Genomic DNA, 25,691 nt, shown 5'->3' with positions numbered 1-25,691 from the left:
AAAAGATGAAACACACTTTTGTTTTATTTCTCTCTCTTATTCTAGTTATTCTGCCCGGCTGCTCAGCAGAGAAAAGCTCAGCAGATACCGAAAAAAAGACGTTAACCATTTATTCTACAATGTCAACGGACAGTGAAAGAGCTACGTTCAGAAAACTGACGGCAGCGTTTGAAAAGGAACACAGTGACATTCGTGTCAGCCTTCATTTCCCAGGCAATGACTATGAAAATATGATGCGTGTCAGAATGGCAGCCAATGACTTGCCTGATCTTTTCGATACACATGGCTGGGGGAAAATCAGGTACGGAGAATATACAGCGGATCTCCGGGATATGGAATGGACTCAAGGTCTCGATCCCAATTTAAACAGCATCCTTAAAAATAAAAGCGGAAAGGTCTATGCCTATCCGATCAATCAGGCAAAAGACGGTCTGGCATATAACCGCAATATGTTAGAGCGTTACAGCATTGCCCCGCCGGAAACGATGGATGATTTTTTGAAAGCACTGAGAACGATTAAAGAAAAGAGCAAAGGAAGCATCGTTCCCTTCTGGTTTGCCGGATATGACAAAAGCTCATTTGCCCAATATTACGATCAATTCGCTACGCCTCTTCTCATCACAGATCCTGCCCATAATGAAAAAAAACAGCTCATCAACGGCACCTTTAATTGGAGCAAATTCACTTATTTATCAGACATCCTTAAACAAATGCAGAAAGAAAAACTGATTAATATTGACGCTGTAACCGCAAAAAAATCACAACTCATTGAATTAATGGCTCAAAACAAAATCGCCTTTACAATGCAAGGCGGCACACTCGGCCAAGACGTTGCCCAGATCAATCCGAACGTCAAGGTTGGCATTATCCCGACACCTGCCATACATGCCGGAGATGATCCGATATGGATCGGCGGTGAACGCTACACGCTTGCAGCTTGGAAAGACTCGCCTCATGTAAAAGAAGCGAAAGAATTCATCGCATTTATGGCCCGTCCCGCCAATGCCAAACAAATGGCTGAAGCCACATCGCTTCCATCAGGGCTGACCAATGTAAAAGCTGATATTTTCTACGCAAATGACTATGAGCATTATCAAGATGTCAAAGTCGAGCCTTACTTCGACCGTTTATACCTGCCAAACGGAATGTGGGACGTTCTGGGCACGGCCGGGCAGGAACTTGCTGCTGACATTTTGACGCCTCAAGAGATTTCAAAGAAGCTGGGAAGAGAATACAAACGACTACGGGAGCAATCGGAAACACAGGGAGCTGAAAACAATGAGTGATATCGCAAGAGACGTTCATGTGAAACAGGTTAAGCCGAAAAAGCAGTCCTCACTTTGGTGGATGTACATTCCTGCTTTGCTCTCCGTTCTAGTCTTTATGATTTATCCATTTGTGAAAGGCGCATTGATCACCTTTACAAACTGGAACGGCTTTTCACAAATCTACCAATGGGTGGGATTCGCGCAATATGAAAGGCTGTTTTCTGATCCCGATACTTGGCACATCTTAAAAAACACGCTGCTTTACGGGCTCGGCAGTACCTTTTTTCAAAATGTGGTCGGACTCCTGTACGCCCTGCTCTTGAATCAAAGCATCAAAATGAAAGCGATAACAAGAACAATTGTCTATTTGCCGGTCATGATCAGCCCGCTCATCATGGGCTATATTTGGTACTTTTTCTTCTCCTACGACGGAGGCGCGCTCAACGATTTGCTCGGTGTATTTGGCATCGGCCCGATCAATGCACTCGCCAGTCCGTCGCTCAATCCGTGGCTCATTGTCATGATAAACACGTATCAATATGTCGGGATTGCTATGGTTGTCTACTTAGCCGGCCTGCAAAGCATTCCGAAAGACTACTATGAAGCTGCGCAAATGGATGGCGCGAAACAAGGCCAGCAGTTTTTCACGATCACGCTGCCGCTGTTAATGCCCTCGATCACGATTAATATGGTCATCAACATTATCGGAGGCTTAAAGCTGTTTGATATCATTATCGCGCTCACCGCGGGCGGTCCCGGAAATGCGTCACAATCCATGTCTACGTTTATGTATGATTTGTATTTCAAACGGCAGGATGCCGGCTATGCCGCAACGCAAGGCATATTTATGGCATTTGTCATTTTGATCATCAGCTTTTGCGCGCTTGCGTACTTTAAAAGAAAGGAGACGGAAATGTCATGAAAGCCGCCCGTTCAAAAAAACTGCGGATCGTTACGCTTTTTGCCACTATTGTAGCCTGTGCGCATTTTATTCCATTTTACATCCTGCTGACCACTTCATTGAAAGCAAAAGGAGACTACAGTTCGAAATGGCAGTTTCCAGCCGACATCTCCTTTCACAATTTTTCAGAAGCATGGGAGCGTGCTTCATTAGGAAATTCATTTATAAACACCATCATCATCACAGGTTTTTCTGCCTTGTTATTGATCATATTCGGCTCTCTTGCCGCGTACCCTCTTGCCCGGCGGGAAACGAAGCTGAATAAAGCCGTTTTTGCCTTGCTGATTTCCATTATGATCATCCCTCCGTTAACATCCATGGTCCCCTTGTACAGAATGGTTGTGGACGCCGGCATGGTTAATACACACGCCATCGCCATTTTGATCAATACAGCGGCTTATATGCCGTTAACCGTATTCTTGTATTCAGGCTTTATCCGTTCGACCATTCCAAAAGAGCTTGAAGAAGCCGCACGAATAGACGGTGCAGGCATGCTGAAAATCTTTTTTACGATCGTGTTTCCTCTGCTGAAACCGATCACTGCGACCATCTGTATTATTTCTTGTGTCTTCATATGGAACGACTATCAATTTGCGATTTTCTTTTTACAAGATCAAAAGGTTCAGACATTAACAGTGGCCATGGCAGGGTTTTTCGGAGAAAACGCCAACAATCTGCATTTAGTTGCCGCAGCCGCGCTTATGGCAATGCTGCCGATGGTTATTCTGTTTTTGGCGCTGCAAAAATACTTTATTGCCGGCCTGTCATCCGGAGCGGTAAAGGGATAACATTAAAGGAGGAAGCCATATGAAAAAGATTACATTTATCGGTGCAGGTAGCACCATTTTCGCCAAAAATGTTTTGGGAGACTGCTTGTTAACAGAAGCGCTGAATGGATTTGAATTCGCCCTTTACGACATTGATCCGAAACGCCTGCAGGAATCCCAGCTGATGCTTGAAAATCTGAGAGACCGTTATAACCCGAGTGTGGCCATCAATAGCTATGATGATAGAAAACTCGCCTTACAGAACGCAAGCTATGTCATCAATGCCATTCAGGTTGGAGGATATAAACCGAGCACAGTCATAGATTTCGAGATTCCTAAACGGTACGGGTTGCGCCAGACGATTGCCGACACAGTCGGCATCGGCGGGATCTTCAGATCACTCAGAACCATCCCGGTCTTATTTGATATCGCAAAAGATATGGAGGACATGTGCCCGGATGCGTGGTTTTTAAATTATACAAATCCGATGGCCTCTCTTACAGGCACCATGCTTCGCTATACTAGTATCAAAACAATCGGGCTCTGCCACAGTGTCCAAGTGTGCACGAAGGATTTATTCAAATCTCTTGGAATGGAGCATGGCGGAATCGAGGAGCGCATCGTGGGCATCAACCATATGGCTTGGCTTTTGGAAGTCAAAAAAGACGGCGTAGATCTATATCCAGAAATCAAAAGGAGAGCAAAAGAAAAACAAAAAACAAAACATCATGATATGGTGCGGTTTGAATTGATGGATAAGTTCGGCTATTATGTCACGGAATCGTCCGAACACAACGCAGAATACCATCCATACTTTATTAAACGGAACTATCCCGAGCTGATCAGCGAGCTGCAAATCCCGCTCGATGAATATCCAAGAAGATGCGTCAAACAGATTCAAAATTGGGAGAAAATGCGGGATGAAATCGTCAATAATAAAAACCTTACGCACGAACGCTCAAAGGAATATGGTTCAAGAATTATAGAAGCAATGGAAACAAACGAGCCGTTCACCTTCGGGGGAAACGTCTTGAATACAGGGCTGATCACCAATCTTCCTTCAAAAGCGGTTGTGGAAGTGACATGCGTCGCCGACAGAAAAAAAATTACCCCGTGCTTCGCCGGAGAACTGCCTGAGCAGCTTGCGGCCTTAAACCGGACGAATATTAATACACAGCTGATGACAATTGAAGCCGCTGTCACATTGAAAAAAGAAGCGGTTTACCAAGCCGCAATGCTTGATCCGCATACAAGCGCGGAACTTTCCATGACTGACATCATCTCCATGTGTGACGATTTATTCACAGCACACGGCGATTGGCTGCCGGAATACAAATAAAAAACTAGGGGACCGCTCTCCCCTAGTTTTTTGGTTTTGTTTCGCCTTCCCAGGCCATCATGCCGCCTTCAACGTTGACGGTTTTAAAGCCCTGCTCATCCAAGTACCTGCAGACATTCATGCTGCGCATTCCTGAGCGGCAGATAAACACGTACTCTTTGTCTTTATCAAGGGTATCCATTTTTTCAGGAATATCCCCCATGCGAATATGAACGGCTTGCGGGATCATGCCTTCCGCCACCTCTTCATCTTCTCTGACATCAATCAAATATAACTCTTCCTCCGCCTCAATTTTTTCTTTTAAAGCGGCTGTGCTGATTTCTTTTATCTCCAAAGAAAACACTCCTATTCACAATGATCATGTTCAGTATAGCAAAGTCAGCCGGGCGATTGCTATTCAGAGACTGATGAAAAAAATCCCCTTTTGATAAAGGGGATTTCAGATTGTAGACAAAGTCCTAAAACGGTTTTTGTTTTAGGATTTTGTCATCTTGTCAGCGTGATTGAAAACCCTTGAAGTCTAGGAAGGACGAGCATTGGAGCAGACTTCCGCAGGATGCGGTGACAGCGGCGTTTGAGCAGGACGCTCAGCTTTTAGCCGCTGATCTTTTCTCAAGTGAGCACCAACGCGCAGGACTGACAACGAATGCGAGGGTTTGTCGACACGCTGAAATCCCCTTTTGATAAAGGGGATTTTTCCTTAGGCTTAGTTTGCCACAATATTGACAAGCTTGCCAGGCACCGCGATGATTTTTCGAATCGTTTTGCCTTCAAGCTGCTCTTGGACCTTTTCATCTGCTTGAGCAAGCTGTTCCAGCTGTTCTTTTGTCGCATCGGCAGGAACCTGTAATTTCGCTTTTACTTTTCCGTTCAGCTGAACAACGATTTCAACTTCATCATCCACAAGTTTTGTTTCATCATATACAGGCCAAGCTTCGTATGCAATCGTGCCGGAATGGCCAAGCTTCTCCCATAGCTCTTCCGCTAAGTGAGGCGCGATTGGAGAAAGAAGCTTTACGAAGCCTTCCATATATTCTTTTGGCAGATCTGACGCTTTATAAGCTTCGTTAATAAAGACCATCAGCTGGGAAATACCCGTGTTGAAACGAAGGCCTTCGTAATGATCTGTGACTTTCATGACCGTTTCATGATATACGCGCTCCAATGTTTCACCAGCGCCTTCAACGATTTTGCCATTAAGCTCACCGCTTTCTTCAACAAACAGGCGCCATACACGGTCAAGGAAGCGGCGCGCGCCGTCTAAGCCTGATTCAGACCAGGCGATTGAAGCATCAAGCGGTCCCATGAACATTTCGTACAATCTTAGCGTATCAGCGCCGTGAGAGGCAACGATTTCGTCAGGGTTGACAACGTTCCCTTTAGATTTACTCATTTTTTCGTTGTTTTCGCCGAGAATCATTCCTTGGTTGTACAGCTTTTGGAACGGTTCTTTCGTCGGCACTACACCGATATCATAAAGGAACTTATGCCAGAAGCGGGCATACAGAAGGTGAAGCACGGCATGTTCTGCGCCGCCGATATACATATCAACCGGAAGCCATTTTTCCAATTTCTCTGGTGATGCCAGCTGATCCGGGTTACGCGGATCAATATAGCGCAAGAAATACCAGCAGCTTCCCGCCCATTGCGGCATTGTATTCGTTTCTCTTCTTCCTTTTTTCCCTGTCTCAGGGTCTGTGACTTCCACCCACTCTTTGATGTTCGCAAGCGGTGATTCACCTGTTCCGCTCGGTTTGATTTCATCCGTTTTCGGCAAAATCAGCGGCAGCTCCTCTTCCGGCACAGCCGTTGATGTTCCGTCTTCCCAATGAATGACCGGAATCGGCTCGCCCCAATAACGCTGGCGGCTGAAGAGCCAGTCGCGCAGACGGTATGTCACTTTCTTCTCGCCGTTTTTCGTTTCTTCCAGCCAAGCGATCACTTTCGCAATTGCTTCCTGCTTGTTAAGGCCGTTTAGAAAATCAGAGTTCACGTGTTCGCCGTCGCCAGTGTACGCTGCTTCCTCAACGTTTCCGCCTTTCACAACTTCCTTCATCGGAAGGCCGAATGTTTTGGCGAATTCAAAATCACGCTCATCGTGACCAGGAACCGCCATGACAGCACCTGTTCCGTATGATGCAAGAACGTAATCCGCAATCCAGATCGGCAATGTTTCTCCGTTTACAGGATTGATCGCATAGGCTCCTGTGAAAACGCCTGTCTTTGTTTTCGCAAGATCTGTACGCTCAAGGTCACTCTTTGATTGAATTTCTTTGATATATGCTTCTACAGCTTCTTTTTGCTCTGTCGTTGTGATGTGTTCCACCAATGCGTGTTCCGGAGCAAGTACAGTGTATGTAGCGCCAAACAGCGTATCTGGTCTTGTCGTAAATACCGTAAAGGATTCATCATGTCCATCTACAGCAAAATGAACGTGCGCACCTTCAGAACGGCCGATCCAGTTGCGCTGCATATCTTTAATGCTTTCCGGCCAGTCAAGCTCTTCCAAGTCTTCGAGAAGCCTGTCCGCATAGGCGGTGATTTTCAGCATCCACTGCCTCATCGGGCGTCTCTCTACCGGATGGCCGCCGCGTTCGCTCTTGCCGTCAATGACTTCTTCATTGGCAAGAACCGTACCTAAAGCAGGGCACCAGTTTACAGGCACTTCGTCAACGTAAGCAAGGCCTTTTTCGTATAGCTTTAAGAAAATCCACTGCGTCCATTTATAGTATTCAGGGTCAGTCGTATTGATTTCACGATCCCAGTCATACGAGAAGCCAAGCGACTGAATTTGGCGGCGGAAATTATCGATATTCTGCTTCGTAAACACAGCGGGATCGTTCCCTGTGTCAAGTGCGTATTGTTCAGCCGGCAAGCCGAATGCGTCCCAGCCCATTGGATGAAGGACATCGTGGCCCTGCATACGCTTCATACGAGACAGGATATCCGTGGCTGTATACCCTTCAGGATGGCCGACGTGCAAGCCCGCTCCTGACGGATAAGGGAACATGTCCAGCGCGTAAAATTTTTGTTTTTCATTATGGTCAAGAGTGGCAAATGTTTTGTTTTCAAGCCAGTATGTTTGCCATTTCTTTTCTATCTCTTTGTGCTGAAAACTCAAAGTGAAAACCTCCTTCTGATTGAATACGGCGTGTATGGTTCAAGTATTGACGGGAAGGAGAGAATTATATTCAGAATATTCCCAAACTAAAAAAAACTCCCTCATCCCAAAAAGGGACGAGAGACTTTCGTTTTCCCGCGGTACCACCCTCGTTAGCGCGGCGTGCGCCGCACTCACTTGATACTTTTAACGCAGTTATGCGTCAGCGGCTTTTCACCGCTGCAACTCTGAGGTGAGTTCGGAAACAAACTTGATTGACTTTCACCAGCCGTCAACTCTCTGCAACAATATCTGCTTCCTACTGCTCCTCTTCATTGTTCTTATCGCAACCGTAATCTTAACTGTATTTTATAGAATTCTGTTCATAAGTGCAAGCAGGTTTGTATACAATGGGAATGTACCCTGAACGGGCGGAGATTGAGGACAATTATTCGGGTGGAGTTTTGGTTTGACGTTTGGACTCGGCCGGTTCGCCGCCGCTGTTCATTTCTCTCACAAAGTCAAAACTTCTGAGAACAGCTTCACCGCCGTAGCCTGAGATAATGGATAAGATGACAAGTTGAATTCCTGAATCGGGGTCAGCGGATAATACAAGTAAAATGGAAGCTGTCATTCCGATAAACCAATCTTCCAAAAATCCAAGGTAGATAAACCGCTTCGTCATTCTGGGTTTCTCCAGTCTGCCTCTCTTTTTCACATGACCGAGAATCCCCATGATTCCTCCAATTACACAAGCAATGAGTACCTGATGCAGCATCTTCATCATCACCTTCCTAAAGCCCTTATTTCGTAAAGCGACTTCAGGCCATCCAGCCCCCTTAAACGATTCCGATGATTTTCGATATCTACATACTGGCAAATCTGAAAAAAGCTTGTTTCTTCCATTATATGTGAACACATGATCGGTAAGCTTGATGCATTGGATTCATTTTTCACCCAGTGACATTTACCTAGTCACTCATTAAGCTTCTATACACTTTCCGTTCATATGTTCAATTTCTGTTCTTATTTTTAGTGTATACGAGGACAAGCCTTGATGACAAACAACAAACTACGCGCTTGCTTGAATCAGAACATGTGTTGTGCTACGGTTACTGTATAATTCATTGTAAAAAGGGGAATACAAGGCTTTCGCACAGCAAGCTGGCGGCCTAAGGGGGATTTATATGGCTAGTTTTCAATCATTTGGAATACAAGGACAGCTGGAAGTCATCAAAAAAGCGCTTGATCATGCGCGAGTCGGTGTGGTCATTACAGACCCCTCACTTGAAGATAATCCTATTGTCTACGTAAACCAAGGCTTTGTTCAAATGACCGGCTATGAAGCCGGAGAGATTTTAGGAAAGAACTGCCGCTTCTTACAGGGGAAACACACAGACCCCGCTGAAGTAGAAAACATTAGAACCGCTATACAACATAAAGAGCCGGTTACCGTTCAGATCCAAAACTACAAAAAAGACGGAACGTTATTCTGGAATGAATTGAATATTGACCCGCTCGAGATTGAAGGCAAGACCTATTTTGTCGGCATTCAAAAAGATATCACCCGGCAAAAAGAGTATGAGAAGCTTCTCGAGGATTCCCTCACAGAAATCACTGCACTTTCAACGCCTATTGTCCCGATTCGCAACGGCGTTTCGGCTCTTCCGCTAGTCGGCAACCTGACAGAGGAGCGATTTAATTCCATCGTCTGCACATTGACGAATATCTTATCAACATCCAAAGATGATTATTTGATCATTGATTTATCAGGGCTGGCACAAGTGAATGAACATACCGCCGATCAAATTTTCAAGCTGAGCCATTTGCTGAAATTAACCGGAACCGAATTAATCATTACCGGCATTAAACCCGAATTGGCCATGAAAATGAATAAACTGGATGCCAATTTTTCATCGCTGCAAACATATTCAAATGTAAAGGATGCCGTTAACGTGCTTCCGATCATGTAAAAAGATCCCGCTCATCCGGCGGGATCTTTTATTATGAAGAGATTGATGCTTGTTTATTTGTTTCTTTAGCCGGTTTTATCCGTTTGTCATATAAAAGCGTTGTGGCGATACTGATCATCAGCAAAACCAAAAGAGACAACACAAGAGCCTGAATGCCGAAATGATCGACAAGCAAACCGCCGAACAACGGACCAATCATTCTGCCGCCTGTCGCCGCGCTGTTGACAAAACCTTGATAAAATCCTTCCTTCCCTTTAGGGGCAAGCTGGTTGGCTATTGTCGGCACCGCAGGCCAGACAAGCATTTCCCCGATGGTCAGGATCACCATGGCAGCCAGAAACATCGGGAAGTGCTTTGCCGTCAGCAGCATACTGAAGGATACAATAAAAATGATAAATCCGGTGACCATTTGCGCCTTCAGAGATTCCGCCCACTTTTTCACCACAAAGCTGACAAGCGGCTGGCCAAACACAATTAAAATTCCGTTGACCGTCCACAGCACACTGTATAAGGAAAGGGATATTCCAATGCTTTGCGTGTACGAAGCAATCGTGGTAGACCATTGAGAATAAGCCAGCCATCCGAGTACATAGCCGCTGCTTAATATGATGAGCGCGGCAAATTTCGCTTTGCTGTTTACAGCATCATAATCAAGCACAGACGTTTGGGACGCGTCCTTCGTCTGAATATTTCGAAATCCGAAATATACGATAAAGAAAAAGGCCATATACAATACAGCATTCGCCAAAAATACATATGAAAACGAGAAAGAAGCCACGGCACCGCCAAGTGCTGAGCCGACGGCCACACCCGCGTTTTGTGCGACATAGATCGCATTAAATGCCTTTCTTCCCCCTTCAGGCCACACCGATCCAGCCATTGCATAGCTTGCCGGAAAAACAACACCGGAACCAAATCCCACAATCGTCAGCAGCACAATGTAGGCCGGCCAATCATGAAAAAAGACAAGGCCCAGCAGGCTTGCCAACGTAATCGCAATCCCGAGCATAATTGATTTAAAGCCGCCGATTTTATCAAACAAAAAACCGCCGCTTAAATTCCCGACCACACTGGCGCCTGAATTCAGCATCAAAACAAGCCCGGCTACTGTTAACGACTTCCCTAAATGATTATGGATATAAATCGTATTCAGCGGCCATAAAAAAGAAGCACCCGTCACATTAATAAACATTCCAATAACTAAAATTTTAAGAGCACGCGGCATACTCATCCCCCTTTCTCGCCTAAAAAAGCTCATGAAAAAAACGAAACCTAAAACGGCTTCGTACGAATCGAATGATCATAGCACATTCATTCTATCTGTCTATTTCACATTTTTCAACTGATGAGCTTGAAAAAATCTAACAAATATTGTTTGAAAAATGTAAAATAAATAGAAAAAGGGATAATGTTATGGAAATGGTATTATTATTCTTAGGATTTCTTGCATGTCTCATTTCGCTTGGCTATGGATTATATCATCTTGTCAGATATGTGCTAAAAAAGGAAAAATGTTTCTCTAAGAGACTCTTTTGGCCGCTTTTGATAGGAGGCCTGGTGCTGCTCGTCACCGGAGCAGCATTGACAGACCCAGACGCTGCAGCAGCAAATGCCGAGAAAAAATATTCAGCGCTAAACGCCGAATATAAAAGCCTTACAAAAGAGCATGAAGCACTAGAGAAAGAATATGAAGCAGCCAGTTCTAAAGCAAAGAAGTTGAAGGACAACACAAAAGACCAAGACAAACTACAGCAGCTTGAAAAAGAAAATAGTGATCTAAAAAAGACTCAGAAATCATTAAAAGCAGAAATGAAAGAGCTTCAAGAAAGTCAAAAACAGCTCAAAGAAGATACAAAAACAGTAAAGGCTGAAAATGAAGCACTGCAGCAAGATAAAACACAGCTTGAAAAGCAATTAAAAGAGACGAAAAGCCAAACTGCAAGTTCACAAGAAAACGCTGGAAGTTCTTCTAGCAATACGAATAAAAGTAATGAAACCAAAACAGCTGCCACAGCAGAAGGCTGTAATATAAAAGGCAGCAAAAGCGGCATCTATCACACACCGGGCAGTACATACTATGACCGGACAACCGATCCGGCTGAAATGTTTTGCTCAGTTGAAGAAGCTGAAGCCGCCGGTTACCGGCCGCCAAAACGATAAACAAAAAGCTCCAGAACCTCTGGAGCTTTTGCTGTTTCACAACGACGATTTAATAACCTTCTTATAATAAAGAACGGACAGAAAGCCAAAAATGGAGTAGAGCGCGGTGTATAACACCATCACCAGAATCATCGGCGCCCACACCTCTGATCCGAATAAGAACCAGCCGGATTGGACGGCAAAGTAGCTGTGGAAGAGGCCGACAACAAGCGGAATGCCGAAGTTATACATTTGTTTGATGCGTATTCCCTTCATCAAATCGCCTTGTGTAAACCCGAGTTTTCTCAAAATCGTATAATTCGGTTTTTCATCTTCACTCTCACCCATTTGTTTAAAATAAAGGATACAACCTGATGTAATCAGAAACGTTAAACCTAAGAAGCCGACGATGAACATCACGATACCAAACAGTGATTTTTGCGCAATGCTTGCATCCAGGCTTGATAAATGCTGGTCTTTCTTGTTCACCTTTTGAAATAGCTCATTCGCTTTATCCAGCTGGTCTTCATGCTTCACATTGACGGTGATACATTCAGATTGCGCCAGCTGAATACGGGGATCTTTGTTTTTGTTCAGATATTGAAACAGGCTGTCATCCACTATGACAGCGGGCAATCCCCCGCTCGTAAACGGAAAGGAGAGAAGAAATTCTTTCCTTAACCCTTTGTATTGTAGAGATGTCGTCTTATGCTTGCTTTTCACTTTTATGCTGCCTGAATCTTTTAAGCCCATGATTTTTTGCAGTAAATCGTTATATCCGGATAAAACGGCTTCTTCTTCTGGCACATCGACCTGTTCCACCTCTTTGTCACTCACAACCGCAAGCTGCATGTTATGGGGGTCACCCTGCATTTCCTTCGGGTCTCCATCCATAATATTTGCAATGTCAACATTCACTTGCAGGAAAGGGGTTTCTTTTTTCACATATGAAATGTTGCGTTCATTCAAACTGCTTTCAAATGTTTTGGCATCTTTCTCATTCATAAATGAAAAATCAGCCGCTACATTTTGTTCAGCGGTCTTTTCTGCCGAGTAATACGAAATATAAGCGAGCGATAACAGCCCAATGGCGAGCGCTGAAACGGTTGTAATAATCGTCAATAACAACGCGTTCGATTTCATTCTGAACATGATTGATGACAGTGACAGGACTTCGGAGATATGTAAGTAGCCGCCCTTGCTTTTTCGAATGATGTTCGAGATAAACGTAACCGAACCTTTATAAAAGAGAAACGTTCCGACAATGACAGTCCCCAGAATAAAGCTCATCGCGCCGAACAGTTCATTCAGGGTCTTAAATTTACCGCCAAACAGCTCAGAAGACACATAGTATCCTGTCAAAATCAGCACGATGCCTAAAGCGCCGATCAGCATCTGGAAAAATGATATTCTCTTCACTTGGTCTTCAGTAGATGACGTCACTTTAAACAAAGATAAAATACTTTGTTTTTTGATAAACGTATAATTCATCACCATGATTAAAAGGTAAATGCCGCAGAATACAATGATCGTTTGGATCAAGGCCTGACCGGAAAAATGCAGTTTCGCATCAGCTTTGACGTCGACAATTTTGAACAGAATCATCAGGACAAGCTTCGATATCGAAAACCCCGCAGCTACCCCGATCGCTAAGGAACTGAAATACAGCATCATATTTTCCGCACTTAAGATGCGAAAGATTTTATGCTTCGTCATTCCGATTAATTGAAAAAGCCCGATTTCTTTACTCCGTCTCTTAATAAAAATCGTATTGGCATATAATATGAAGATCGACACCACGACCACAAGCAAAATCGAAGCGGTTTTAATGGCAGCGGCTCCCTTGATTGAAGACTTCACTTCATTAATCGCAGGATCATATTGGAGTGTGACAAAGGCGAAATAAAGCGCCACGCTAAAAATCAGCGCAAACACATACAAATAGTAATTCCGAAGATTCTTTTTCAGATTTCTTAGGATGAGCTGATTAATGTTCATGCTGCACCCCGCCTAACACGCCTTGCGTTTTCATGATGTCCTGGAAAAACGTTTGTCTGTCTTGGTCTCCTTTATTTAGCTGTGTATACATTTGCCCGTCCTTAATAAAAATCACTCTTCCGCAGTAGCTGGCAGCGACAGGGTCATGGGTGACCATGATAATCGTAGCATTGCGTTTCTGATTGAGCTGGCTCAGCTTGTTTAATAGATCAGAGGCTGATTTTGAATCAAGCGCGCCCGTCGGCTCATCTGCGAAAATAATGCTCGGTTCATGAATAAATGCTCTCGCGGCAGATGTGCGCTGCTTCTGGCCGCCGGAAATTTCATTTGGGTACTTATCACGGAGTTCATCAATGCCCAGCTCTTTCGCCACCGCTTCGAACTTGCGAATCGCTTCGCTTTTGGGCATTTTTGTAATCGACAACGGCAGGAGGATATTCTCTTTTACTGTCAACGTATCCAGCAGATTGTAATCTTGAAAGATAAAACCTAAATGCTGTTTTCTGAATTCAGCCAGCTGCTTTTCCTTCATTGATGTCATGTCATTTCCGTCAATGTTAATGGTTCCGTCACTGACCTGATCAATGGAGGACAGAACATTGAGCAAAGTTGTTTTCCCAGAACCTGACGCCCCCATAATACTGACAAATTCACCTTTTTGAATATGAATATCAATGCCTTTGAGCACTTCTTGTTTATTCAGCTTGTTTCCATAGCTTTTTCGAATTTTATTCGCTTGTAAGATCATCATTCCTATAATCTCCTTTATATTGGATACTCTCATTATAAAAAGGAATGCCGGGCTTTTCCTTCGATACGGCGAACAAAAAAGAAAAGCATGTGACATTTTCGTCACACGCCTATGACTCGTTCAAATTGATTCCGTTTGGGGAAAGTTAATGTAAAAACGGTTCCCGCACCGGACTCCGAACGTACATCAATATGGATCATTAACGGGGCCGCGGCTTTTTTCGCCAAGTACAGCCCCATGCCAGTGGACCCTTGATTATGGTGGTCCGTTGTGGATGTAAATCCTTTATCAAAAATGCGGGGCACATCTTTGAGATCAATGCCCCTGCCAAAGTCCTTCACTTCAAGCTGCGTCTGCTCCCCTTTTTGAACGCTTTTGATTTCAATGTCGGAGGCTTCGCTGTATTTCACCGCGTTTGTCAGCAGCTGCCTGATGATAAACGCCAACCATTTTGCGTCGCTTAGCACTTCCTCAGCCTCCAGCTGAATATCAAAGCCGATCCCTTTTTGGATACACCACGACTGTAAATCTTTGATTTCCTTAAAAATGATGGGCTGAAGCTGAATGCATTCTACAGACAGATCATTCTCAATAAATGACATGCGCTTTTGATGAAGCTGCTGGTCAAGAAGCAGGTGAATACGCAGCCATTCATATGACAGCTGGGATTTCAAAGCTTGGTCTTCCATTCTATCGATGAGTAAATGCATCGCTGTCAATGGAGTTTTGACCTCGTGAATCCATGCCATCAGCTCATCTTTTTCATTTTCTAATGCCAAGCGATGCCGGGCTGCGGTTTGTTTTAAATGCTCCGTTTGTCCGGTAATGCTTCGTTCAACCATCGATTCAAACGGCGTTTCCGGTTCATTTATCGCTGTCACATCAAGATTGTTCTCCCAAGTTTTCAAGCTTTTATAAAACGCCGTTTCTTTCAGATAGCGGACCCAAATGAAAATGATAAAAAACAAGATACACAAATACACCATATAAAGAACATTGTTAAATGAAATCGAGGAATCAACAAAAGCAATGAAGAGCATCAAAACCTGCTGAAACAAAAACACGGCAATCCAGCTTCGCCTTTCAGTAAGGAATGCTTTAATCATAGAAATGATCCTCTTCCTTCGCCATGTAGCCTTGGCCGACTTTCGTCTCGATATATGTGCCAAGCTGCAGGGCGTCCAGTTTTTTTCGCAGGCGATTGACATTGACGGTCAGCGTATTATCACTCACAAACCGCTCATCGTTCCACAAGCTTCTGATCAGCTCTTCACGGCTGACAATCTTGTTTTTTTGTTCTATTAATTGTTTGAGAATGAACATTTCATTTTTCGTCAGTTCAACAGAGCCTTTGTCATTGCTGACGAGATTCTGCTCCGCGTCTATGGCAGCCCCGCACCACGTTTTGAGCGTGCTCGGCTCTGTATTATAATGATACACACGCCGGAAGATCGCTTGGATTTTCGCAATCAGCACATCAAAATGAAACGGCTTTTGAATAAAGTCATCTGCCCCGAGCTGCATGGACATCACCATATCAGCAGGATGATCCCGGGAGGATAAAAAGAGAATCGGAACATTTGACCGGGAGCGGATCAGCCGGCACCAATGAAACCCGTCAAATTTAGGAAGCTGAACATCAATAATGACACAATCAGGCTTAACCGCTGCAAATTCCTGCAGCACTTGACTAAAATCTTGAATGCCATATACATCATAAGACCATCCCGTTAAACGATCCTTGATTTCATGAAACAGCGATTCATCATCTTCAATCAGCAAAAGTTTAAACAATCGACTCACCGCGCTTTTTCCTTTTTTATTCAAGTGTATAGCAAAACACCATCATACGCCATAGAGAAAGCCGGCTGTCTCAGCCGGCTCGTACGCATTATAATTCTCTTCTTAACGCTGTCAGCACGTTGGTTTTGGTCGCTTTTCTCGCCGGGTTCATCCCGGAAATCACGGCTACCCCTCCGCAAATCACCACAGCGATGATCACAAGGCTGGCCGGGATGTAGGAGAAGGTGTAATTCAAATCGCCCGCATCACTTCCGCTTGTCGCCGCGAGAATCATCGGGACAGCCAGATTGACAAGGAAGCTTACGCCGTAAGAAATGATAATCCCAATCACACAGCCTAAAATTCCGATATACGCGCTTTCCATCAGGAACATTCGGCGAATGATGGACGGACTCGCCCCAATCGCTTTCATAATGCCAATCTCCTGCGTTCTTTCTGTCACCGCCATCGTCATCGTGTTAAAAATGCCGATCGCAGAGATGATAACCGCGATACATCCGACAAAGATCAGGCCGATTTTGAAGACCATGAAGAAGGTGTTGGCGCCCTCAAGCTCGGTAGTAACTGATGTGACATAGTATCCATCATCTGTCAGATCACTTGTCAGCTGTTCCACGTTCTCAAATTTATCAGCAAAAACGCCAGTGTTTTTTTCAACATTTCCGCCTTTGAAATCTAAGAATTCCGAAAAATCCTTCTTGAATTGATCACTGATGAAAATGTTTGAGTCCTCCATCCAATCTTGAGATGGCTTTTTTGTAATACCGACAATTTTAAAATCATATGTTTTTGTTTTTTCAACATCCCCTGTTTTAGGATTTGTTTTTGATACACTTAATTCAATCGTTTTGTTCAGAATATCTTTTGTATAGCCATCTGGTTCTTTTATATCTTCCGGGTTTCCTTTTGCTTCCTCTATTTTTTTGTTATACGCTTCCGATTCTTTTTTCGTCAATAATCCCTTTGCAAAGTCGTATCCTACTACAATTTCATTTTCCGACTTTGCGACTCTTCCTTTATCCAACTCCATATTGGCCTTTAGTTCATCGTTCATATTGGTAAAGATGAGATTAGAACTTTCATTTGTGCGATTGCCTAAAGTTGCTTTGTTTGGTTCATACACTTGTGTTCTTTCTACAACTGACCTTACATGATCATACTTCTCTAAATCTGCTTTTTTAATGGGCTTATCGCCTTCCTTGCCCATTACACTGACTTTCGTCACAACCTGCTGGCTCATCGTCATATCCGTAATCGTCTTTTGTATCCCGAATCCAACCGACGACAGCACAACCAAAAACGCACACGCCATTGTTGTCGCAAGAATTGTCATAAAGACACGGAGCCTGTTTTTCTTCATATTTCTTCTGATAAAATGAACCTGATCCTTAAACCTCAACCGTAATTCCTCCTTTTAACACACCGTCATGAAGCTGAAATTTCGAATGTCCGATAGAAGCGACTTCATCATCGTGGGTAATGATCACAAATGTAATGCCCCGCTCGCGGTTCAGCTGCTGAATCAAATCCAGCACTTCCTGTTCCGTTTCTGAATCAAGGCTTCCCGTCGGCTCATCCGCTAAAATAATGGATGGATTTAAAATCAACGCTCTCGCAATACTGACACGCTGCTGCTGGCCGCCTGACAGTTCATTCGGATAATGAGCGGCGTGATTCTCCAGACCGACGCGTTTCAGCATGTCCTGCACCTTTTGCTTGCGCTCAGACGGTTTGATCCCTTTTAACGCCAGCGGCATTTCAACATTTTCATACGTCGTTAACCCCGGGATGAGCTGAAAGCTTTGAAAAATAAACCCAAAGTGTTCAAGGCGGAACTGAGCCCATTCCTTTTCATTAAAGCCAGTGACATCAGTTCCGTTAATGACAATCCGCCCTTTTGTCGGCGATATGTAGCCGGAAATTAAATTCAAAAGCGTTGACTTCCCCGACCCGCTTCGTCCGACTATACAGGCGATTTCACCTTTCGCCACGCTTAATGAAACATCTTTCAATACTGGCACTTCATTCTCACGGCCTTTTTTTCCGATCGTGAAAGAATGGTCGATATGCTGAACATCAATCATATTTTTCTCTCCCTTACACATGTTTTGTTTTTTTATAAATCGCAAAATAACTGATGAAGAAACCAATTACCGCGCCTGCAGCCATGCCAATGAGATAGCCTGCAAAGCTCTCGCTGGCAGAAAATCCAAAATAGCCAAATCCCATGATTCCTATGATAATAACGATGATCTGCACCGGACGGTCAAGCGGCTTCCATAAGAAGAAGTACCCGTTTCTTTCATTAGACAGTTTGACAAAACTAATATAGCCGATGATGTAGAAGATGATAGTCATGATAGCCGGAATCACTAAATAATGAGGTGAATTCTCCACCCATTTCGAGTCTACATAGGTTATCGGAATGAAATACTGCACCCATTTAGGTATTGGACCATGGATAAAATCAATTGATCCGCCAAAAAGGATCTCGAGGTTGATCGCAGGCAGGCTGATGAGTAAAAATGGCGAAATGGCCACGGTAAATGAGACCAAAAGCTGTGCAAAAATATTGCCTGTCAGAGCTCCTCCTGCCATAACAAGCGAATAAGCCAGCATGCTGACAATGATCATTCCAAGGCTGTAATTGTGAAAATAAACGGCCTGATCTGGCTTCAAAAGCATGATCAGCAAAACAGACAAAACATAACCTATGAGCTGCGGCACCACAATCACCATTCCGCCGGTAAGGAACTTCGCATTAAATATCTGCCCTCGTGTATATGGAAGGCTTAATGTAAAATCAAAGAAGCTCTTGCTACGTTCAATTCCAAGCTGGCTGACCGCTAAAACGACTCCCCAAATCCAAAAGAATGAAATGAATGTGCCGTTTAAATAATCAACACTGAATACGCAGGGGCCGACCCACTCGTTCTGATTAGCCACGCAGCCTTGATATGAGATGTACGTATTTAATACGGTAAAAGGATTGCTAAGCATAAATACCAAAAAAATCATGATGAGCAGCGCTTTATTTTGCTTCCACTCTTTATAAAATAGCCCGGAATCCGGCACATCACTTCCCTCCAAACCGAAAGTATTTCTTAATGTTTCGTTTTCTTATAAATAGAGAAGTAGCTCACAAAAAATCCAACTACGGCTCCAATAATCATTCCAAAAATGTAACCCATGATGGAATGTCCGGCTGAATATCCAAATAAACCAAAACCAAGAATACCGAAAGACATAACCAGAATTTGTACAGGACGGTCTAATCTGTTCCAAAGGAAAAAGTGTCCGTTTCGCTCACTTGGATGCTTTTTGAAGCTTATATAGCCAATCAAGTAAAACAGAATGCTCATGGCAGCTGGAATCAATAAAATATATTTACTGTCAGACAGCCATCCATTTGCAACGTAACCAATAGGTACAAGATATGATAAATTGCTTGCCAGGGAGAAATACGCCTCAGGGGAAGGGAACATTTCCCATATACTCACACCAAAAACAACTTCAAAGTTTCCAACCGGCAATGCAACAATTAAATATGGTAATGCCGCAGCAGCAAAGGCCGTTAATAACTGGGCAAAAACATTCCCCGTTAATGCCCCAGCGGCCATCAACAAACAGTAAGCCATAAAACTAATGACGATTACTCCAACACTGCCGTGCTCAAAAAAGTAGACGTGTTCAGGGTTATAGACAAGAATTAGCAGCCAAGCAAGTAAAAAGCCAAGCAATTGCGACAGCATAATCACTAAACCGCCTAACCAAAATTTCGTCTGGAAAATTTGGCTTCTGTTATATGGGAGGCTTAATATAAAATCCATCGTGTCTTTCGAACGTTCCATTCCCAAGAAGCAAACCGCCAAAATGACACCTGGCATCCAGTTGATGTCTATCAGATTGCTTACTCTATAATTGACAATAAAATCACAATATTGCGGGTCTTGATGAGCAAGACATCCTTGATAAGACAAATACGTATTCACAATAGAGAGCGGATTTGCCAGCACTAAAAACACAATACTTAGCAAAATCACCACTTGATTCTGTTTCCACTCTCGATAGAGGAGACCTCGGTCTACCATCTCCGCTTCCCTCCAAACTTCGCAATGAACACTTCTTCCAAGTTGACAGGAAGCTCGTTCCACACTTTTGGCTTCAGCTTTCTTAAAAAGTTCTTCTTCTCTTCGTCGCTTTTCGGAATCAGGACCGTATAGAACACGCCGGCCTGATCGAGCATCGGAATATTTTGTTCTCTGATCTCCAAGTTGACATCTGTATCAAACGCCATTTGAATTTTGATGTATTCCTCTTTTAGCTCATCAAGATCCATCACATTCGTCAGCCTGTTATCTTCGAGAAAACCGATTCTGTTGCACATCCGCTCTATGTCCTCAAGCCGGTGGGAGGTGATCAGAATGCTCGTATCACGCTCCGCCACTTCATCGACCATCAGCTGCAGCACATCATGCCTTGTCACCGCGTCTATTCCGTCTGTCGGCTCATCAAGGAGAATCAGCGCCGGTCTCGCCGCAAACGACAGAACGAGAGACAGCTGTTTTTTCAGGCCCGTCGACAGCTCACGGTACTTTTTCGTTTCTGGAATTTCGTATCTATTCATCAACTCATTCGCGTAGGTGACGTCAAATTTCGGATAAATTCTTCTCAGGATGTCGACAAGCTGCTTATATGTATACTTGTCGTAGAAAGGGTTTTGAACGGGCATGTAGATAATATTTTGTTTGACCTTCGGATGCTTTTTGATTTCTACGCCGTCAAACAAAATCGTCCCGCTGTCTGCGAAAATGATTTGCTGGATTAAACGGAGCATCGTCGTTTTGCCTGACCCATTGCGGCCGAGGAGCCCGAAGATTTCTCCTTTTTCAATCGTTAATGAAACATCTTTTAATACTTGATTGCCGTCAATCGTTTTTGACAGCTGCCGTAATTCAATCATCCTCTTGCCCGCCTTTCACATCCATGCTGATTTCCTTCATCCATTTTTGCAGTTTTTCCAGCTCAACCCCTGCATAATGGGCATCGATGATGAGCTGTTTAAGTTGCTCTTTAATCATCGTCATCTTCCCTTCAACCAAAGTTGTTTTCGCTTGCTCCGAAATATAGGTCCCTCTGCCCCGCAGCGTTTCGATAATCCCTTCACGCTCAAGCTCTTTGTACGCTTTGCTGACAGTGTTCGGATTCGCAATAATGATCGTCGCCAATTCTCTGACAGAAGGAAGCTTATCACCAGGCGTCATGATCCCTTTTAAACAAAGCTCTTTCATTTGCTGAATGATTTGTTCGTAAATGGGTGTTGAGCTTCTTGGATCGATTTGAATCATTTACTTCCCTACTTTCTATACGATCTGAACCTTTTATAAATAAAACTGATCAATTATACTTTTTTGCCATTCAAAACCGATCATCACAAGAACAAGAAAAAAAGAACAAGCGATCACAGATGCCGCGATCAGCATCGGCAAGTTACGTTTGTTTCGTTTTTTATGTTTCATAACTGCCTCCTTCATTTCAATCTAAATTGACTAATCTATTTTGAGTGTCTATAGTGTATTACATCAATTAGTACACTCAATACAATAAATACTTTTACGCCTAAAGTCAATCCTTTTTTTACAAAAAAACGGACCCTTAGTCAAAAGGGTCCGTTTCTTACACATCAAGAGGGTGATGCAGGATCATATTATTTTGCAAAGCTTGAAGCTGAAGCCTCATTCTGTACAGCTGTTCTCTCTGCTGGTCATTTGACGACAGCCACAGCTTATTTAAAGCATTTACCGCATTTTCAAGCTGCATTTGCGCGTCACTGTATTCTTGGTCGTTATAATGCTCTTGTTTTGAAGCGAGTTTAAGCTGTTCTTCAGCATCATCATACGCCTGCATACATTGCTGGAGATGTTCATCTACTGATTGTCTTGTTGCCACAGTAACCCCTCCTCTTGGTAATGGAAACAATCCATCACTCATATTGTAGCCCCATCTCACTTCGTTCAATAAAGTAATTTATGGTCGATATTCATTTGTTCTCTTGTGAAATGCGTGCTACAATTTTAGGATGCAATCGTACGCAAGGAGGCACATGAATTGTGATGCAGAACAATCCTTTTCCTTATTCAAATACGGAAAAACGCTATCATACATTGAATTATCATCTTAGAGAACATTTCGGCCATAAGGTGTTTAAAGTGGCGCTTGACGGCGGCTTTGACTGTCCGAATCGGGACGGCACCGTTGCCCACGGCGGCTGCACTTTTTGCAGCGCAGCAGGTTCAGGCGATTTTGCCGGAAACCGGGCCGATGATTTAATTACGCAATTCCATGACATCAAAAACCGCATGCACGAAAAATGGAAGGACGGAAAATACATCGCTTATTTTCAGGCCTTCACCAATACTCACGCGCCGGTTGAGGTGCTTCGTGAGAAATTTGAATCCGTTCTCGCCCTAGACGATGTGGTCGGCATTTCGATCGCCACACGTCCGGACTGTCTGCCCGATGATGTCGTTGACTATTTGGCAGAACTGAATGAACGCACGTATTTGTGGGTGGAGCTTGGGCTTCAAACGGTTCATGAACGGACTGCTCTTCTGATCAACCGCGCACATGATTTTAACTGTTATGTGGAAGGCGTCAATAAGTTAAGAAAACACGGCATACGTGTCTGCTCGCATATTATCAACGGACTGCCTTTGGAAGACCGGGACATGATGATGGAAACCGCAAAGGCCGTCGCAGATTTGGACGTCCAGGGCATTAAAATCCACCTGCTGCACCTATTGAAAGGCACGCCGATGGTCAAGCAATATGAAAAGGGAAAACTGGAATTCCTTTCTCAAGATGAATATGTGCAGCTCGTTTGTGATCAGCTTGAGATCATTCCGCCGGAAATGATCGTTCACCGCATTACAGGTGACGGACCAATTGAATTGATGATCGGGCCGATGTGGAGCGTCAACAAATGGGAAGTGCTTGGCGCCATTAATAAAGAACTTGAAAATCGCGGCAGCTATCAAGGGAAGTTCTTCCAGCATCTTGAGGAGGAATCAGCTCTATGATTTTGAAAAAAATTCTTCCTTACAGTAAAGAACTGCTGAAAATGGCAGCGGGGGAAGGAGATATCGTCATAGATGCAACGATGGGCAACGGCCATGATACGCAGTTTTTAGCGGAGCTCGTCGGTGAAAACGGCCATGTGTACGCATTCGACATCCAAGAATCAGCCGTAGCCAACACGAAGGATCGGCTCGGTAAGACATATCAAGAACGAACAACGTTATTTCACAAAAGCCATGACAAAATCGCTGAATCCCTCCCGCCGGAAACACATGGCAAAGTGGCTGCCGCTGTGTTTAACCTTGGCTATCTGCCGGGCGGGGACAAGTCGGTTACGACCAACGGAAATTCAACCATCAAAGCGATTGAGCAGCTTCTCAGCATCATGAAAGATGGGGGCTTGATTGTTCTGGTTGTTTATCATGGCCACCCGGAAGGCAAAGCTGAAAAAAACGACGTGCTCGATTTTTGCCGAGACTTGGATCAGCAATCAGCCCGTGTGTTAACATATGGATTTATCAATCAGCAAAATGATCCGCCATTTATTGTCGCCATCGAAAAAAAAGCTCAAATCAGCAAATGATTTGAGCTTTTTTCTTTGAGTTTTTCATCCAGGCTATTTTTTGAAATTTTCGATAGGCTCTGCCGTTGATATAAAAGAAAAAGGAGGTTTTTCCGCTGGCTTTGATCAGCTTCTTCGCGAGCCGGCCCATTTCCTTTTGGCCCGCCACTTTATCATCTGACAAATAAACGCCCAGCAAGCCGCGATTGATTAAACGATGGAAGTTTTCATGCGGAATGCCGTGCAAATGTTCATCGGCTTTTTGGATAAAGTGTTCAAGCCGCTTCATCATTTCTTCATGCGATTGATAATACGAGCAGAAATTCAAGTCCCCTTCCAGCAAGTCCTCCTCCTGATCAATCAAATAATCGAGCAGAATGTGAAGACCTTGTATGTAAGGAAAATAACTATTGCGAATTTTTTTAGCGGTGTTTTCCGTGAAATCAGGCTGGAATGAATACGCAACAAGACAGAAAATGCCTAATGTAGAGCCTGCACAAGCCGAAAATTCATACCATTCCATCTCAGGAAGCTCTGATTCATATTGAGTAAACCACTTCTCAAGCCTCGGAACACGCTCATGCTCAATGACGTGCTTATGCACCTGCAAATCGCAATAATAGCCGCATAGTTCAAGCAGATACGGTTTAATCATGTCGTAGTGCTCAATTGAACCAAGAACACGCTGACACGTTTTGACCAATTCATGCAAATACCCGCTGTCATCCTGTTCTTCTCTGAATTGATAATAATTGCGCGGCTCCGCTCCCACTGTCAGTGCGTCCTGCATTGAGGCGTGGAGCATCCGAAAATCCTGCGGGTCAAGTGAGGTGCTGCGGTCGCACAGATTGTCCAGATAATCACTGATCGTTTGATACGCGATGATAAACTCGACACATTTCTGCTTTTGATTGCCTGACAATAACGCCAGTATGCCGCCGCCTTCACAGTGAAACGTTTTGTCTCGAATACTTGCGGTTGCCTGTGCTTTTAATTCACTGTTATGAATTGATTCTGATTTTCGCTTCCATATGTCCAGCTCTTGATGAACGAGCGGAAAAATATCTCGATATACTTTTGCCATCAGTCCAAAAGGATGTTCCGGTACTGTCAACACATGCACCCCCAATTCGTTCAAATATATTGATCAGTAAACGCTCTTGCTGCTTTAAAGACATCTTCTCTTTCGGGTTCATTAAAAATTTCATGATAAAGCCCTTCCCACTCTCTGTACGCTTTATTTCGGGAAGCAACACCTGAAAACCACTTGATCACCATCGTTTTGTCAACAAGCTTGTCGTCACCTGCCTGCATCACAAGAAGCGGCACTCTCAAAAACGCATCTGTCGGCACCATCGCTGACTCAATTGTTTTCAATAGTTCTCTGTACCACCTGACAGATACTTTCCTGACGTATAACGAGTCGTTTTGGTCGGCCTCGATGACATCCTCATTACGCGTCGCCATATCAATTGATAAACCCGAATCAACCCTAAGCGACGGAGCGATGACATTTAGGCCTCTTGATGCAAGATCAAGCGCTTTATTGACTTTAATTTGCAGTCCGAGACACGGTGATGATAAAATAATTCCCGTGATCCGGGGATTTCTTTGCTGTTTAAACCATTCAATCGCGATCAGGCCGCCCATGCTGTGTCCAAGAAGAAAAACCGGCAGCTCAAAGGTTCGTGCTTTATCTATCCAAGTATCTACTTCATCAATGTATTCTTGAAATGAGCGAATATGACCTCTTGCCCTTGTCGTTGTTCCCTGACCCGGCAAGTCGCCCATGACAACGTGATAACCCGAAGATCTCCACATTTCAATCAGCCATTTATATCGTCCGTGATATTCACTTGCTCCGTGAATCATCACAATGACTGCAACAGGTCTGTCTGCTTTCCAGGTCCACATGCTCTTCACCTCATACGAAATTTAAATAGAGAAAGAAGG

The 25,691-nt window shown here is 43.9% G+C and carries 26 protein-coding genes and 1 other annotated feature; of the genes, 8 read left to right on the top strand and 18 right to left on the bottom strand.

The window, feature by feature from the left end:
* Nucleotides 1–5: 5 nt before the first annotated feature.
* The 4 genes from V6D44_RS18480 to melA are packed head-to-tail and all read left to right on the top strand — an operon-like array spanning nucleotide 6 to nucleotide 4,335.
* Nucleotides 6–1,286: an ABC transporter substrate-binding protein gene (locus tag V6D44_RS18480; protein WP_087992873.1), complete on the top strand. Its 1,281-nt coding sequence runs from the start codon at nucleotides 6–8 to the stop codon at nucleotides 1,284–1,286.
* Nucleotides 1,279–2,190, top strand: coding sequence for a carbohydrate ABC transporter permease (locus tag V6D44_RS18475; protein WP_087992874.1), 912 nt, complete (start codon nucleotides 1,279–1,281; stop codon nucleotides 2,188–2,190). The genes V6D44_RS18480 and V6D44_RS18475 overlap by 8 nt, the downstream gene beginning before the upstream one ends.
* Nucleotides 2,187–3,017: a carbohydrate ABC transporter permease gene (locus tag V6D44_RS18470; RefSeq protein ID WP_087992875.1), complete on the top strand. Its 831-nt coding sequence runs from the start codon at nucleotides 2,187–2,189 to the stop codon at nucleotides 3,015–3,017. The genes V6D44_RS18475 and V6D44_RS18470 overlap by 4 nt, the downstream gene beginning before the upstream one ends.
* A 19-nt stretch (nucleotides 3,018–3,036) precedes the next feature.
* Nucleotides 3,037–4,335 carry an alpha-galactosidase MelA gene (gene melA / locus V6D44_RS18465; protein WP_333516793.1) on the top strand — a complete coding sequence of 433 codons (1,299 nt, stop codon included), beginning with the start codon at nucleotides 3,037–3,039 and terminating at the stop codon, nucleotides 4,333–4,335.
* A 22-nt stretch (nucleotides 4,336–4,357) separates the two neighbouring features.
* Here melA and V6D44_RS18460 read toward each other — a convergent pair whose 3' ends face one another.
* The 3 genes from V6D44_RS18460 to V6D44_RS18450 all read right to left on the bottom strand — a co-directional run bounded on the left by V6D44_RS18460 (nucleotide 4,358) and on the right by V6D44_RS18450 (nucleotide 8,219).
* Nucleotides 4,358–4,669 carry a rhodanese-like domain-containing protein gene (locus V6D44_RS18460; protein ID WP_087992877.1) on the bottom strand — a complete coding sequence of 104 codons (312 nt, stop codon included), beginning with the start codon at nucleotides 4,667–4,669 and terminating at the stop codon, nucleotides 4,358–4,360.
* Nucleotides 4,670–5,041: 372 nt separating this feature from the next.
* Nucleotides 5,042–7,456, bottom strand: coding sequence for a leucine--tRNA ligase (gene leuS / locus V6D44_RS18455; RefSeq protein ID WP_289347910.1), 2,415 nt, complete (start codon nucleotides 7,454–7,456; stop codon nucleotides 5,042–5,044).
* Between the two features lie 109 nt (nucleotides 7,457–7,565).
* Nucleotides 7,566–7,780 (bottom strand) — a binding site (T-box leader).
* A 103-nt stretch (nucleotides 7,781–7,883) separates the two neighbouring features.
* The gene (locus V6D44_RS18450; RefSeq protein ID WP_003223352.1) at nucleotides 7,884–8,219 is read right to left on the bottom strand and encodes a DUF4257 domain-containing protein; all 336 of its coding nucleotides are present in this window, start codon (nucleotides 8,217–8,219) and stop codon (nucleotides 7,884–7,886) included.
* Between the two features lie 403 nt (nucleotides 8,220–8,622).
* Here V6D44_RS18450 and V6D44_RS18445 point away from each other — a divergent pair, with 403 nt between their 5' ends.
* On the top strand, nucleotides 8,623–9,408 hold the full coding sequence (locus V6D44_RS18445) for a blue-light photoreceptor (protein ID WP_333516792.1): 786 nt from the start codon (nucleotides 8,623–8,625) through the stop codon (nucleotides 9,406–9,408).
* 31 nt (nucleotides 9,409–9,439) lie between these two features.
* On the opposite strand, the gene V6D44_RS18440 is transcribed toward V6D44_RS18445, so the two are convergent.
* Nucleotides 9,440–10,633 (bottom strand): MDR family MFS transporter, encoded by a 1,194-nt coding sequence (locus V6D44_RS18440; RefSeq protein WP_333516791.1) that lies wholly within the window; start codon nucleotides 10,631–10,633, stop codon nucleotides 9,440–9,442.
* A gap of 188 nt (nucleotides 10,634–10,821) precedes the next feature.
* On the opposite strand from V6D44_RS18440, the gene V6D44_RS18435 reads away from it, so the two are divergent.
* On the top strand, nucleotides 10,822–11,568 hold the full coding sequence (locus V6D44_RS18435; RefSeq protein WP_253268498.1) for an LMBR1 domain-containing protein: 747 nt from the start codon (nucleotides 10,822–10,824) through the stop codon (nucleotides 11,566–11,568).
* Nucleotides 11,569–11,604: 36 nt separating this feature from the next.
* Here V6D44_RS18435 and V6D44_RS18430 read toward each other — a convergent pair whose 3' ends face one another.
* The 12 genes from V6D44_RS18430 to V6D44_RS18375 all read right to left on the bottom strand — a co-directional run bounded on the left by V6D44_RS18430 (nucleotide 11,605) and on the right by V6D44_RS18375 (nucleotide 22,048).
* Complete coding sequence (locus V6D44_RS18430; protein ID WP_253268499.1) at nucleotides 11,605–13,545, bottom strand: ABC transporter permease; 1,941 nt, start codon at nucleotides 13,543–13,545, stop codon at nucleotides 11,605–11,607.
* Nucleotides 13,535–14,296 (bottom strand): ABC transporter ATP-binding protein, encoded by a 762-nt coding sequence (locus V6D44_RS18425; RefSeq protein WP_253268500.1) that lies wholly within the window; start codon nucleotides 14,294–14,296, stop codon nucleotides 13,535–13,537. The genes V6D44_RS18430 and V6D44_RS18425 overlap by 11 nt, the downstream gene beginning before the upstream one ends.
* Nucleotides 14,297–14,397: 101 nt before the next feature.
* Nucleotides 14,398–15,402 carry a HAMP domain-containing histidine kinase gene (locus V6D44_RS18420; protein WP_087992884.1) on the bottom strand — a complete coding sequence of 335 codons (1,005 nt, stop codon included), beginning with the start codon at nucleotides 15,400–15,402 and terminating at the stop codon, nucleotides 14,398–14,400.
* The gene (gene bceR, locus V6D44_RS18415) at nucleotides 15,395–16,090 is read right to left on the bottom strand and encodes a two-component response regulator BceR (protein WP_087992941.1); all 696 of its coding nucleotides are present in this window, start codon (nucleotides 16,088–16,090) and stop codon (nucleotides 15,395–15,397) included. The genes V6D44_RS18420 and bceR overlap by 8 nt, the downstream gene beginning before the upstream one ends.
* Nucleotides 16,091–16,187: 97 nt before the next feature.
* The gene (gene ytrF, locus V6D44_RS18410) at nucleotides 16,188–17,498 is read right to left on the bottom strand and encodes an ABC transporter permease YtrF (protein ID WP_148962403.1); all 1,311 of its coding nucleotides are present in this window, start codon (nucleotides 17,496–17,498) and stop codon (nucleotides 16,188–16,190) included.
* Nucleotides 17,488–18,183: an ABC transporter ATP-binding protein YtrE gene (ytrE, locus tag V6D44_RS18405; RefSeq protein WP_039074819.1), complete on the bottom strand. Its 696-nt coding sequence runs from the start codon at nucleotides 18,181–18,183 to the stop codon at nucleotides 17,488–17,490. The genes ytrF and ytrE overlap by 11 nt, the downstream gene beginning before the upstream one ends.
* A gap of 13 nt (nucleotides 18,184–18,196) precedes the next feature.
* The gene (ytrD, locus tag V6D44_RS18400) at nucleotides 18,197–19,174 is read right to left on the bottom strand and encodes an ABC transporter permease YtrD (RefSeq protein ID WP_253268501.1); all 978 of its coding nucleotides are present in this window, start codon (nucleotides 19,172–19,174) and stop codon (nucleotides 18,197–18,199) included.
* 29 nt (nucleotides 19,175–19,203) lie between these two features.
* Nucleotides 19,204–20,190 carry an ABC transporter permease YtrC gene (ytrC, locus tag V6D44_RS18395; protein ID WP_202329158.1) on the bottom strand — a complete coding sequence of 329 codons (987 nt, stop codon included), beginning with the start codon at nucleotides 20,188–20,190 and terminating at the stop codon, nucleotides 19,204–19,206.
* Nucleotides 20,184–21,062, bottom strand: coding sequence for an ABC transporter ATP-binding protein YtrB (ytrB, locus tag V6D44_RS18390; RefSeq protein ID WP_087992889.1), 879 nt, complete (start codon nucleotides 21,060–21,062; stop codon nucleotides 20,184–20,186). The genes ytrC and ytrB overlap by 7 nt, the downstream gene beginning before the upstream one ends.
* Nucleotides 21,055–21,447, bottom strand: coding sequence for a GntR family transcriptional regulator (locus V6D44_RS18385; RefSeq protein WP_202329157.1), 393 nt, complete (start codon nucleotides 21,445–21,447; stop codon nucleotides 21,055–21,057). Before V6D44_RS18385 ends, ytrB begins: the two co-directional genes overlap by 8 nt.
* 33 nt (nucleotides 21,448–21,480) lie before the next feature.
* Entirely contained in the window at nucleotides 21,481–21,618 is a 138-nt protein-coding gene (locus tag V6D44_RS18380; protein WP_003223326.1) for a hypothetical protein, read from the bottom strand.
* 157 nt (nucleotides 21,619–21,775) lie between these two features.
* Nucleotides 21,776–22,048, bottom strand: coding sequence for a YtzC family protein (locus tag V6D44_RS18375; protein ID WP_087992891.1), 273 nt, complete (start codon nucleotides 22,046–22,048; stop codon nucleotides 21,776–21,778).
* Between the two features lie 161 nt (nucleotides 22,049–22,209).
* On the opposite strand from V6D44_RS18375, the gene V6D44_RS18370 reads away from it, so the two are divergent.
* Together V6D44_RS18370 and V6D44_RS18365 are read left to right on the top strand one after the other, a co-directional pair.
* A complete protein-coding gene (locus V6D44_RS18370) occupies nucleotides 22,210–23,178 on the top strand; it encodes a TIGR01212 family radical SAM protein (RefSeq protein ID WP_087992892.1) in 969 nt (322 codons plus the stop codon).
* On the top strand, nucleotides 23,175–23,759 hold the full coding sequence (locus V6D44_RS18365) for a tRNA (mnm(5)s(2)U34)-methyltransferase (RefSeq protein WP_202329156.1): 585 nt from the start codon (nucleotides 23,175–23,177) through the stop codon (nucleotides 23,757–23,759). Before V6D44_RS18370 ends, V6D44_RS18365 begins: the two co-directional genes overlap by 4 nt.
* Here the strand turns inward: V6D44_RS18365 and tbcS are convergent.
* Both tbcS and ytpA read right to left on the bottom strand, forming a co-directional pair.
* A complete protein-coding gene (tbcS, locus tag V6D44_RS18360) occupies nucleotides 23,749–24,852 on the bottom strand; it encodes a tetraprenyl-beta-curcumene synthase (protein WP_087992894.1) in 1,104 nt (367 codons plus the stop codon). The two genes, V6D44_RS18365 and tbcS, sit on opposite strands and share 11 nt — an antisense overlap.
* A 20-nt stretch (nucleotides 24,853–24,872) precedes the next feature.
* Complete coding sequence (ytpA, locus tag V6D44_RS18355; RefSeq protein ID WP_087992895.1) at nucleotides 24,873–25,652, bottom strand: phospholipase YtpA; 780 nt, start codon at nucleotides 25,650–25,652, stop codon at nucleotides 24,873–24,875.
* Nucleotides 25,653–25,691 lie beyond the last annotated feature (39 nt).

The organism is Bacillus sp. 0209A, assembly GCF_036765095.1.
In the GTDB taxonomy this organism is placed as follows: Bacteria; Bacillota; Bacilli; order Bacillales; family Bacillaceae; genus Bacillus; species Bacillus subtilis_G.
This window is presented reverse-complemented; position numbering and strand designations above follow the sequence as displayed.